This window comes from Pseudomonas allokribbensis (assembly GCF_014863605.1).
Taxonomy (GTDB): Bacteria; Pseudomonadota; Gammaproteobacteria; order Pseudomonadales; family Pseudomonadaceae; genus Aquipseudomonas; species Aquipseudomonas allokribbensis.
Map to the genome: position 1 here is coordinate 6,531,936 of NZ_CP062252.1, position 12,068 is coordinate 6,544,003.

Sequence of the window (12,068 nt, forward strand, 5' to 3'; positions counted from 1 at the left end):
ACGACCTCTCCCCCACGCCAGCGGCGCAGTCTGGATGGTGAACCTCAGGCGCTGGTTTGCAGACCGGCGACGGTACGTGGCATGCCGATGAAACCGGGCAATGCTTCAACCCGCGCCAGCCAGGCGCGCACGTTGGCATAGTCGTCCAGCGACACATTGCCTTCCGGCGCATGGGCGATGTAGCTGTAGGCCGAGACGTCGGCGATGGTCGGCTCGTTTCCGACCAGATACGGGGTCTTGCCCAGTTCCAGATCCATCACCTTCAGCAGGTTGTGCGCACGGGTGATCGCTTCATCGGCGTTGAGTTTCGCCCCGAACACCGTAACCAGCCGCGCCGCCGCCGGACCAAAGGCAATCGGTCCGGCCGCTGCCGACAGCCAACGCTGGACGCGCGCCGCGCCGACCGGGTCGCTCGGCAGCCAACGACCGTTGCCGTACTTCTGCGCCAGATACACCAGAATCGCATTGGAATCGGCCAGCACCACGCCGTTGTCATCAATGGCCGGCACTTGCCCGAAGCTGTTGATCGCCAGGTAGTCGGGTTGTTTGTGCTCGCCCTTGGCCAGATCGACGAAGATCAGTTCGGTCGGCAGTTGCAACAGGGACAGCATCAGCTCGACCCGGTGGGCGTGGCCGGAACGCGGGAAGTTGTAGAGTTTGATCGCTTGCATGGTCGACTCCGCAGGGCTTAGGTGCCGCTCAGGAGGGTCGGCGGCCGTGGCAGTCATCTTCCACCTATCGCGAAAACAACAGAATCACCAGCAAACGCAATCCATTATTTCTCTGGATGAAATAACGCTGCGTTTTTCAGGGCCGGATGCTCACGCAAGGCGTTCACGGTGTAATCGACAAAACTGCGCACCCGGGCCGGCGCCTTGCGCCCGCCCTGATACACCACGTGGATCGGCAAGGGCGGCAACTCGTACTCGGCGAGAACGATTTCCAGCTCACCGGAGGCGATCTTGCCGGCAACCTGATAAGACAGCACCCGGGTCAGCCCAAGCCCCAGGCAAGCGGCCGCAATCGCGGCCTGATTCGCGGTGACCACCAGCCGAGGCTCGGGCCTGACGCTCAAGGGTTCACCGTCCTCCAGAAATGGCCAACTGCGCAGTTGGCCGATGGCCGAAGTCGCCACCACCGGCGCGCCCGCCAGCGCTTGTGGATGGGTTGGCCGACCGTGAACGGTAAAATACCCAGGCGAGCCGCAGATCACCCGGCGCACCTCACCGACCCGGATCGCATGCTGGTTGCTGTCCGGCAAGTCACCGATGCGGATCGCCACATCGACCCCTTCCTCGACCATGCTCACCACGCGATCCAGCAGCAAGGCGTTGATGGAAACGTCTGGGTACTGCGTCAGATAACCCGCCATCACCGGTGTGACAAACAGCTCACCGAACAATACCGGCGCAGTCACCGTCAATTGCCCACGGGGCTGGGTGTGGCTGCCGGCGGCGGAGTCTTCCGCTTCCTGCACCTCGGCAAGAATCCTCCGACAGTCTTCCAGGTAACGCTGGCCCGCCTCGCTCAGATGCACGCTGCGGGTGGTGCGAATCAGCAATTGCGTACCGATCCGCTGCTCCAGCGCCGCCACCGCCCGGGTGATGCTGGCCGCCGACAGACCCAAGCGCCGCGCCGCCGCGGAAAAGCCCTGCTCCTGAGCAACGGCCGCGAAAACCTGCATTTCCTGGAAGCGATCCATGGTGTCCCCGAAGTGGATGAAAAACCGCCTCGCATTATAGGCAGTACCCGATCTTCAACGGGCATGGCCGAACGACCGCCGATCCAGAATTGATATTTTTATTTTCAGTTGTATTGATGAATGATTTATTTCGTGTCATTTATAGCCTCGCCGATCACAGGAATGATCCAGCGCGCCACCCGGATGGCGGGCACCTGTTTTCCTAACGCCCTCCCAGGAGTCGACAAAATGAACAAGACAGAACTTCTAGGTGCTCTGGCGCTGTGCGCATTCAGCTTCATGGCTCATGCCGATGAAGACAGCCTGCGTATCGGTATCGAAGCCGCCTACCCACCCTTTTCCTACAAAACGCCGGAAGGCAATGTCAGCGGGTTCGACTACGACATCGGCAACGCCTTGTGCGAAGAGATGAAGGTCAAGTGCGAGTGGGTCATTCAGGAGTTCGACGGCATGATTCCGTCGCTCAAGGTGCGCAAGATCGACGCCGTGCTGTCGTCGATGTCGATCACCGAAGACCGGATGAAGTCGGTCGACTTCAGCAAAAAGTACTACCACACGCCGGGCAAGTTCGCGATGAAGGCCGGCAACGTGATCAACGACCCGCTGGTGGACCTCAAGGGCAAGAAACTCGGCGTGCAACGCTCATCGACCTATGACCGGTTTGCCACCGAGCAACTGGAAAAGGCCGGCGTCGTCGTGGTGCGCTACGGCTCGCAGAACGAAGCCTTCCTCGACCTTGCCTCGGGTCGCCTGGACGCTACCCTCGCCGACATCGTCAACACCGACGAAAGCTTCATCAAGACACCGGCCGGACAAGGTTTCGCACTGACCGGGCCGGACATCAACGACCCGAAATACTTCGGCCGTGGTGCCGGGATCGCGGTGCGCAAAGGTGACGTCGCCAACACGGCGCGCCTGAACGCGGCGATCGACGCCATCCGTGCCAACGGCAAATACCAGCAAGTGATGGGCAAGTATTTCGCCTTCGATATCTACGGCGAATAAACCGTCGTCTCCGCCCGGCGCCAGCCCGCTGCGGGCGCCCTTCGGGCTTGTCTTGCGCGCCTTCGGGCGCACGCTTGAGGAACTTCATCATGCTCCACGGCTACGGATCGAGCATTCTCGATGGTGCCTGGCTGACCATCAACCTGGCCCTGACCTCCATGTCGCTGGCCATTGCCCTGGGCCTGATCGGCGCGGCGTTTCGCCTGTCGCCGCTCAAATGGCTGGCCATGCTCGGGGAAGGCTATACCACCCTGATTCGCGGCATTCCCGATCTGGTGCTGATCCTGCTGATCTTCTATGGCGGCCAGGATCTGGTGAACCGCATCGCCCTGGCGTGCGGTTACACCCGCTACATCGACATCAATCCCTTCATCGCTGGTGTCTGCACCATGGGCTTCATTTTTGGCGCCTATCTCTCGGAAACCTTTCGCGGTGCCTTCATGGCCATCCCCAAAGGTCAGGCAGAAGCCGGTGCGGCCTATGGCATGCGCGGCACGCAAGTGTTCTGGCGGATTCTGGTGCCGCAGATGATCCGTTTCGCCATTCCGGGATTCACCAACAACTGGCTGGTGCTGACCAAATCCACCGCGCTGATTTCGGTCATCGGCCTGCAGGACATGATGTTCAAGGCCAAGAACGCCGCCGACGCCACTCACGAGCCGTTCACGTTTTTCATCGCGGTGGCGGCGCTTTACCTGATGCTCACCAGCGTGTCGCTGCTGGTGCTGCGCGCTCTGGAAAAACACTATTCGGTCGGCATCAAAGCCGCCGAGTTGTGAGGAGAACCTGCCGATGATTCTCGACTACAACCTGATCTGGGAAAACCTGCCGCTGTATTTCGACGGCGCCTTGTTGACCCTCAAAGTCCTGCTCATTTCCCTGAGCCTGGGGCTGGTCCTGGCGGTTCCGCTGGCGCTGATGCGGGTGTCGCGCTCGCCACTGCTCAGCTTCCCGGCGTGGCTCTACACCTACGTGATTCGCGGCACGCCGATGCTGGTGCAACTGTTCCTGATCTATTACGGCCTGGCGCAGTTCGAATCGGTGCGCCAAAGCGTGCTCTGGCCCTACCTCTCCAGCGCCACGTTCTGTGCCTGCCTGGCGTTCGCCATCAATACCAGTGCCTACAGCGCGGAATTGCTGGCGGGCAGTCTGAAGTCCACGTCTCACGGCGAAATCGAAGCCGCCCGGGCGATGGGCATGTCCCGCCTGACCCTGTACCGCCGCATCCTGCTGCCATCGGCCTTGCGCCGGGCATTGCCGCAGTACAGCAACGAAGTGTTGATGATGCTGCAAACCACCAGCCTGGCCTCGATCGTCACGCTGGTGGATATCACCGGCGCGGCGCGCACGGTGAGCTCGCGGTTCTATATGCCGTTCGAAGCGTTCATCACCGCCGGCCTCGTCTACCTCGCCCTGACTTTCATTCTGGTGCGCCTGTTCAAGCTGGCCGAACGCCGCTGGCTGGCCTACCTGGCACCGCGCAAGCACTAAGGAGCTGACATGGAAAAGATTCAATACCTGTTGCCGTGGAGCGCTTCGGGCACCGAGCGGACACTGTCGGTGTTCCGGTTTGGCGCCGGCCCGCGCAAGGCGTACATCCAGGCCTCCCTGCATGCCGACGAGCTGCCGGGGATGCGCGTGGCCGTCGAGCTCAAGCGCCGCCTGCTGCAACTGGAAGCACAGGGTCGCCTGAACGGCGTGATCGAACTGGTGCCGATGGCCAATCCGATCGGCATCGCCCAGATGTTCCAGGCCACCCATCAAGGTCGCTTCGAGTTCGCCAGCGGCAAGAACTTCAATCGCGACTTCCCGGAGCTGGCCGAAGCCGTGGCGCCATTGCTCAAAGGCCGGTTGGGCGATGACGCCGACGCCAACGTCGCGCTGATCCGCCGCGCCTTGATCGACACCCTCGCCGACATGCCGCCACCGACCTCGGAACTCGATGGCCTGCGTCGCCTGTTGCTGCAACATGCCTGTGACGCCGATGTGGTGCTCGACCTGCACTGCGATTTCGAGTCGGTGATGCTGCTCTACACCATGCCGCAACACTGGGGACGCCTGCATTCACTGGCCGCACGCCTCGGTGCCGAGGTCACGTTGCTGGCCGAAGACGCTGGCGGCAGTGCTTTCGACGAGGCCTGTGCGGTGCCGTGGCTGCGCCTGACCGAACTGTTCCCGGAAGCCAACATTCCCTTGGCCTGCGCGGCGACCACCATCGAATTGCGCGGCATGGCCGACACCGAACGCGAGCAATGCACCCACAGTGCGCAGGCGATTCTCGGCTACCTCGCCGAACAGGGATTGATCAGCGGTGAATGGCCGCCAGCACCGTCGAGTCGTTGCGAAGCGATGCCGTTCGCCGGCGCGCAGTACGCCTGTGCGCCGCACCCGGGCGTGGTCAGTTTCCTGCAACCGCTGGGGGCGCGGGTCAAGGTCGGCGATCCGCTGTTCGAAGTCCATGATCCGCTCAACGACCGTCACAGCATCGTCCGCGCCTGCACCGACGGCGTGCTCTATGCCCGCGAACGCCTGCGCTTTGCCCAGCCCGGTCTGTGGCTGGCCAAGGTCGCCGGTTTCACCCCTATTCGCCAAGGCCGCTTGCTCAGCGACTGATGCCAGAGAGTTCACATCATGTACAAACTTGAAATTCAGGACCTGCACAAAAGCTACGGCGCCCACCAGGTGCTCAAGGGCGTGTCCCTGCAGGCCCAGGCCGGAGACGTGATCAGCATCATCGGCTCCAGCGGGTCAGGCAAAAGCACCTTCCTGCGTTGCATCAACCTGCTGGAACAACCCAACGCCGGCAGCATTGTGCTCAATGGCGAACCGCTGAAACTGGTGGCCAACAAACTGGGCGGGCTCAAGGCAGCCGAACCCCGGCAGTTGCAACGCATGCGTTCACGGTTGTCGATGGTGTTTCAGCACTTCAACCTGTGGTCGCACATGAGCGCCCTGGAGAACGTCATGGAAGCCCCGGTGCATGTGCTGGGTGTGGGCAAGAAAGAGGCCCGGGAAAAGGCTGAGCACTATCTGAACAAAGTCGGCGTGGCGCATCGCAAGGATGCCTGGCCCGCCCACATGTCGGGTGGCGAACAGCAGCGTGTGGCGATTGCCCGTGCACTGGCCATGGAACCGGAAGTGATGCTGTTCGACGAGCCCACTTCGGCGCTCGATCCAGAACTGGTGGGTGAAGTGCTGCGGGTCATGCAGGACCTCGCCCAGGAGGGTCGTACCATGGTGGTCGTGACCCACGAAATGGGCTTCGCCCGCGAGGTTTCCAATCAATTGGTGTTCCTGCACAAAGGGCTGGTCGAGGAGCGCGGAGATCCACGTGAAGTGCTGGTCAATCCGCAGTCAGAACGCCTCCAGCAGTTTCTGGCCGGGAGCCTGAAGTAAGCCCGACCGCTTCGCCCGGCGTTGTCCTGCAACGGTTGGCTTCGGATACACTCCAGCCAACCTTGTCAGGCGCAGCCCTTCTCTCACTTTCAGGAACTGTTGATCCGGATATGCCCAGCCCATCGAAAGACACCACGGTCTACGCCGCACCGGTCATGCGCAAACTGGCGGAAATCGTTGCCGATCTGCCGCCGTCGCTGCGCAAGGTGGCTGACTTCATCCTGCGTCATCCGCTGAAAGCCGCGACGCTGACGATCGAGGAAATGGCCCACGAAACATCGACCTCGCCCGCCGCCGTCAACCGACTGGCCAAGGCGATGGACCTCGGTGGTTATATGGGCATGAGGGCTGAACTGGTAGCGACGTTGCAGCAGATGGTGTCGCCGGTCGACAAGCTGCGTAATGAACTGGCTCATCGTCCGGGCGGAGCGTTCGGCCTGCATGAGCAGATCGAGAGCGCCAGCAGCAACCTGGCCACGGCGGCGACCAACAACCATGCCGAAGCCTTCGAAGCGTTCGTCACCCGGCTGACCACTGCGCGCAAGATCTACATCCTCGGGTTCGGCAACAGCGTCTACTTCGCCGGCCTCGCCGCCTCGACCCTGATGCCGTTCTGCGCCGACGCCACCGCCATCAGCATGGAGGGCGGCAACGAAAACGCTGCGTACCGACTGGCCGCGATCACCGATCAGGATGTGTTGCTGGCGATTTCCCTGCCGCGTTATTCCCTCGACACCCTGCAACTCGCCCGATTCGCCAACCAACGCGGCGCGTCGGTACTGGCGATCACCGACTCACCGGCCTCGCCGCTCACCAGCATTGCCGAGCATGTGCTGTTTGCACCCTGCGATCATCCGGTGCTGACCAGCTCCAACGTGGCCATGCTGGCGTTGATCGAGGGACTGGTCGCGGGCGTAATGGCGCGCAACAAGGAAGCGGTCAAACTGGCGACCGAGCTGACCGAAAGCGTGATGTCTTACCTGCACATCCCCAACGGCAGCAAATCGCCGAAGAAGTGATGCGTGAAGGGGGCGCCGGCAAATCCCGGACGCCCCTTCATTCAGATCAGGGCTGAGAAACCGGCTGATCGCTGGTCACCCGCGCAGCCTGCCCGGCCGCCGGTTTGACCCACGTCAGATAAGCCAGCACCAGCAACACGATCCAGACCACGCCGACGATCAGCGCTGCCTGGGTGTCCGGGAAGTAACCCAGCACGCCGAACACGAACAACATGAAGGCAATCGCCGCCATCGGCGCATACGGCCAGAACGGTACCGGGAATTTCAGTTGCGCGACCTGCTCGGCCGTCATGGAACGACGCATGGCCACCTGGGTGAACAGAATCATCAGCCAGACCCACACCGTGGCGAAGGTCGCGATGGAAGCGATCAGCAGGAACACGTTTTCCGGGATCAGGTAGTTCAGCAACACGCCCAGCAGCAGCGCGCAGCTCATCACAATCACCGTCAGCCACGGCACGCCATTGCGTGACAGGCGGGCGAAGCCTTTCGGCGCATGCCCTTGCTGAGCCAGGCCGTACATCATGCGACCCGCACCGAAAATGTCGCTGTTGATGGCCGACACCGCCGCCGAGATCACCACAATGTTCAGAATCGTGGCCGCCGAGCTGATGCCCAGGTGGTCGAAAATCTGCACGAACGGGCTGCCCTGGCTGCCAATCTGCTGCCACGGGAAGATCGACATCAGCACCAACATCGTCAGCACATAGAACAGCAGGATGCGCAGCGGCACGGCGTTGATCGCCTTGGGCAGCACACGGTGCGGGTCCTTGGCTTCACCGGCGGTCACACCGATGATTTCGATACCACCGAAGGCAAACATCACCACTGCAAACGAGGCGATCAGGCCACCCACGCCATTGGGCATGAAGCCGCCCTGGGTCCACAGGTTGCTGATATCGGTCGCCTGCCCGGGGGCGGTGCTGATGCCGAACAACATGATGCCGAAGCCGCCGAGGATCATCGCGACGATAGCCGCGACCTTGAGCAACGACAGCCAGAACTCCATTTCACCGAAGACTTTGACGTTGCACAGGTTCAGGCCGCCGACCACCGAAACGATGCCCAGCACCCAGATCCAGCGCGAGACTTCCGGAAACCAGAAGCCCATGTAGATGCCGAACGCCGTCACATCGGCCATGCCGACGATGACCATTTCGAACGCGTAGGTCCAACCGAGGATGAAGCCCGCCATCGGGCCGAGATAGGTGCTCGCGTAATGCCCGAACGAGCCGGCGACCGGGTTGTGCACCGCCATCTCGCCCAGGGCGCGCATGACCATGAACACCGCCGCGCCACCGATCAGGTAAGCGAGCAGAACCGCAGGACCGGCCATCTGGATGGCCGAGGCAGAACCGTAGAACAACCCGGTACCGATTGCGGATCCCAGGGCCATGAAGCGAATGTGTCGGGCCGAAAGCCCGCGTTTCAAACCTTTTGCTGGCTGCTGCATTTTTCGTCCTTATTTATTGTTATTCGACGCAAAAATCGAAACGCCAACAGGCCGGCCTCCACGCAGTGTGGAAGACAGCCTGTTGGCGAAGAGGCACTTACAGACTCGGCAGCAAGTTCGCCGGAACCAACTCATTCAGCGTGCGCGAAGCCAGCAGCTCGGTCGCTGCATTGATGTCCGGCGCGAAGAAGCGGTCCTTCTCGTAGAACGGCACTTCGCGACGCAGAATCCCCCGGGCCTTTTCCAGTTTGGTCGAGGTCTTCAGGCCGTTGCGCAGGTCCAGACCTTGCGCCGCCGCCAGCCATTCCACCGCGAGAATCCCGCGGGTGTTTTCGGCCATTTCCCACAGACGCTTGCCGGCGGCCGGGGCCATCGACACGTGGTCTTCCTGGTTGGCGGAAGTCGGCAGGCTGTCCACCGAATGCGGGTGAGCCAGCGCCTTGTTCTCGCTGGCCAGTGCGGCCGCAGTCACTTGGGCAATCATGAAACCGGAGTTCACCCCGCCATTGGCCACCAGGAACGGCGGCAGTTGCGACATGTGCTTGTCCATCATCAGCGAGATGCGACGCTCGCTCAGGGAACCGATTTCGGCGATGGCCAAAGCCATGTTGTCAGCGGCCATGGCCACTGGTTCAGCGTGGAAGTTACCGCCGGAAATCACGTCGCCTTCGGCCGCGAACACCAATGGGTTGTCGGACACGGCGTTGGCTTCTATCACCAGCACTTCAGCGGCCTGACGGAACTGAGTCAGGCAAGCACCCATGACTTGCGGCTGGCAGCGCAGCGAGTACGGGTCCTGAACCTTTTCGCAGTTCTGGTGCGAGTCGGAGACTTCACTGCGCTCGCCCAGCAGATCGCGGTAAGCGGCAGCGGCGTCGATCTGGCCTTTCTGGCCACGGGCAGCGTGGATACGCGCGTCGAACGGCGAGCGCGAGCCCAATACCGCTTCAACTGTAAGACCACCCAGCGCCAGCGCGCCAGCAAACAGGTCTTCACCTTCGAACAGGCCGCGCAGCGCGAATGCAGTAGAAACCTGAGTGCCATTGAGCAGCGCCAGACCTTCTTTCGCCGCCAGTGTCAGCGGGGTCAGACCGGCGACTTTCAGCGCTTCGGTCGCTTCCATCCACTCGCCCTTGTAGCGCGCCTTGCCCTCGCCCAGCAGCACCAGCGACATGTGCGCCAGCGGTGCCAGGTCGCCGGACGCACCGACCGAACCTTTCAACGGAATGTGCGGGTAAACCTCGGCGTTGATCAGGGCGATCAGCGCATCGATCACCACGCGGCGGATGCCAGAGAAACCACGGCTCAGGCTGTTGACCTTGAGCACCATCACCAGACGCACCAGCTCATCGCTGATCGGCTGACCAACGCCAGCGGCGTGGGACAGCACCAGCGAACGCTGGAGGTTTTCCAGGTCTTCGCTGGCGATGCGGGTCGAGGCCAGCAGGCCAAAACCGGTGTTGATGCCGTAGGCAGTGCGGTTCTCGGCGAGGATCTGCTCGACGCAGGCGACGCTGGCTTCGATCTGCGCAGCAGCGCTGTAATCAAGGCTCAGTTTGACCGGGTTCTGGTAGACGTCACGCAGTTGGGACAGGCTCAGTTGGCCAGGGATCAGGTTCAGTGCAGTCATGTTCAGGCTCCTTTAACCGAAGTAATCATTGGCAGGTTCAAGCCCTGCTCCTTGGCGCAGTCGATGGCGATCTGGTAACCAGCGTCGGCGTGGCGCATCACACCGGTGCCCGGGTCGTTGTGCAGCACGCGAGCGATACGCTCGGCCGCTTCGTCGGTCCCGTCGCAGACGATCACCATGCCCGAGTGCTGCGAGAAGCCCATGCCGACGCCGCCACCGTGGTGCAACGACACCCAGGTCGCGCCGCTCGCGGTGTTCAGCAGGGCGTTGAGCAGTGGCCAGTCGGAGACGGCATCGGAGCCATCCTGCATCGATTCGGTTTCACGGTTCGGGCTGGAGACCGAGCCGGAGTCGAGGTGATCGCGACCGATCACGATCGGTGCCGACAGCTCGCCGCGACGGACCATTTCGTTGAACGCCAGGCCGAGCTTGGCGCGCTGGCCCAGGCCGACCCAGCAGATCCGCGCCGGCAGACCCTGGAAGCTGATGCGCTCGCGGGCCATGTCCAGCCAGTTGTGCAGGTGCGCGTCGTCCGGGATCAGTTCCTTGACCTTGGCGTCAGTCTTGTAGATGTCCTGCGGATCACCCGACAGCGCCGCCCAGCGGAACGGGCCGATGCCACGGCAGAACAGCGGACGGATGTAGGCCGGGACGAAGCCCGGGAAGTCGAAGGCGTTTTCCACGCCCTCTTCCTGAGCCATCTGACGGATGTTGTTGCCGTAGTCGAAGGTCGGGATGCCTTGCTTCTGGAAGTCGAGCATCGCCTTGACGTGCACGGCCATCGATTGCTTGGCAGCCTTGATCACAGCGGCCGGTTCGGTCTTGGCGCGGGCGCGGTATTCGTCCCAGCTCCAGCCGGCCGGCAGGTAGCCGTTGAGCGGGTCGTGGGCGCTGGTCTGGTCGGTGACCATGTCCGGGCGCACGCCGCGACGGACCAGTTCCGGGAGGATTTCCGCAGCGTTGCCCAGCAGCGCGATGGAGATCGCCTTGCCTTCTTTCGTGTACTTGGTGATGCGCGCCAGGGCATCGTCGAGGTCTTTGGCTTGCTCGTCGACGTAACGGCTTTTCAGGCGGAAATCGATGCTCACCTGCTGGCATTCAATGTTCAGCGAGCAGGCACCGGCCAGGGTCGCGGCCAGCGGCTGAGCGCCACCCATGCCGCCGAGGCCGGCGGTCAGGACCCAGCGGCCCTTGAGGTTGGAGTTGTAATGCTGGCGACCGGCTTCGACGAAGGTTTCGTAGGTGCCCTGGACGATGCCCTGGCTGCCGATGTAGATCCAGCTGCCGGCGGTCATCTGGCCGTACATGGCCAGGCCTTTGGCGTCGAGTTCGTTGAAGTGTTCCCAGGTCGCCCAGTGCGGCACCAGGTTGGAGTTGGCGATCAGTACGCGCGGGGCATTGCTGTGGGTCTTGAACACGCCGACCGGCTTGCCGGATTGCACCAGCAGGGTCTCGTCGTCGTTCAGGTTGGTCAGGCTTTCGACGATCTTGTCGTAGCACTCCCAGTTGCGCGCAGCGCGGCCGATGCCACCGTAGACCACCAGCTCTTTCGGGTTCTCGGCCACTTCCGGGTCGAGGTTGTTCATCAGCATGCGCAGCGGCGCTTCGGTCAGCCAGCTCTTGGCGGTCAGCTTGTTGCCGCGGGCGGCGCGGATTTCGACATTGCGGAATTTTGTAGGCTTATTGTCAGTCACGAAAAAGACTCCTCAGCGATCAATTCAAACCAACCCTGGCGATGGGCAAGCGGCTTGTGCGCCTCAATGCGCGACAAGCGAATCAGTGGACGTGATGCTCGGTTTCTTTCAACTCGTATGCATACGTCTTTACTTGTACATACAAGCATATGCAATTGAACGGCCAACT

11 protein-coding genes are annotated in these 12,068 nt (G+C 62.1%); 6 read left to right on the forward strand and 5 right to left on the reverse strand.

The features are described from left to right. Positions 1-44 precede the first annotated feature (44 nt). Both IF199_RS30120 and IF199_RS30125 read right to left on the reverse strand, forming a co-directional pair. Positions 45-671 carry a glutathione S-transferase family protein gene (locus IF199_RS30120; RefSeq protein ID WP_192559373.1) on the reverse strand — a complete coding sequence of 209 codons (627 nt, stop codon included), beginning with the start codon at positions 669-671 and terminating at the stop codon, positions 45-47. A gap of 104 nt (positions 672-775) precedes the next feature. Beyond that, on the reverse strand, positions 776-1,702 hold the full coding sequence (locus IF199_RS30125) for a LysR family transcriptional regulator (RefSeq protein WP_192559374.1): 927 nt from the start codon (positions 1,700-1,702) through the stop codon (positions 776-778). A gap of 228 nt (positions 1,703-1,930) precedes the next feature. Here IF199_RS30125 and IF199_RS30130 point away from each other — a divergent pair, with 228 nt between their 5' ends. From IF199_RS30130 to IF199_RS30155, 6 genes are all read left to right on the forward strand, one after another. Next, a complete protein-coding gene (locus tag IF199_RS30130) occupies positions 1,931-2,707 on the forward strand; it encodes an ABC transporter substrate-binding protein (protein WP_192559375.1) in 777 nt (258 codons plus the stop codon). 89 nt (positions 2,708-2,796) lie between these two features. After that, positions 2,797-3,486, forward strand: a complete 690-nt coding sequence (locus IF199_RS30135) for an ABC transporter permease (protein WP_096817045.1) — start codon at positions 2,797-2,799, stop codon at positions 3,484-3,486. A gap of 13 nt (positions 3,487-3,499) precedes the next feature. Further along, entirely contained in the window at positions 3,500-4,198 is a 699-nt protein-coding gene (locus IF199_RS30140; RefSeq protein WP_096817043.1) for an ABC transporter permease, read from the forward strand. A gap of 9 nt (positions 4,199-4,207) precedes the next feature. Continuing rightward, positions 4,208-5,320, forward strand: coding sequence for a succinylglutamate desuccinylase/aspartoacylase family protein (locus IF199_RS30145; RefSeq protein WP_192559376.1), 1,113 nt, complete (start codon positions 4,208-4,210; stop codon positions 5,318-5,320). 18 nt (positions 5,321-5,338) lie between these two features. Continuing rightward, positions 5,339-6,103 carry an ABC transporter ATP-binding protein gene (locus tag IF199_RS30150; protein WP_096817039.1) on the forward strand — a complete coding sequence of 255 codons (765 nt, stop codon included), beginning with the start codon at positions 5,339-5,341 and terminating at the stop codon, positions 6,101-6,103. A 110-nt stretch (positions 6,104-6,213) separates the two neighbouring features. Continuing rightward, on the forward strand, positions 6,214-7,122 hold the full coding sequence (locus IF199_RS30155; RefSeq protein WP_096817037.1) for a MurR/RpiR family transcriptional regulator: 909 nt from the start codon (positions 6,214-6,216) through the stop codon (positions 7,120-7,122). 46 nt (positions 7,123-7,168) lie between these two features. Here the strand turns inward: IF199_RS30155 and IF199_RS30160 are convergent, their stop codons facing one another. The 3 genes from IF199_RS30160 to hutU all read right to left on the reverse strand — a co-directional run bounded on the left by IF199_RS30160 (position 7,169) and on the right by hutU (position 11,899). Beyond that, entirely contained in the window at positions 7,169-8,575 is a 1,407-nt protein-coding gene (locus IF199_RS30160; protein WP_192559377.1) for an amino acid permease, read from the reverse strand. A 97-nt stretch (positions 8,576-8,672) separates the two neighbouring features. Next, positions 8,673-10,205: a histidine ammonia-lyase gene (gene hutH, locus IF199_RS30165; protein WP_192559378.1), complete on the reverse strand. Its 1,533-nt coding sequence runs from the start codon at positions 10,203-10,205 to the stop codon at positions 8,673-8,675. Between the two features lie 2 nt (positions 10,206-10,207). Beyond that, positions 10,208-11,899, reverse strand: coding sequence for a urocanate hydratase (gene hutU / locus IF199_RS30170; protein ID WP_192559379.1), 1,692 nt, complete (start codon positions 11,897-11,899; stop codon positions 10,208-10,210). Positions 11,900-12,068: the final 169 nt, after the last annotated feature.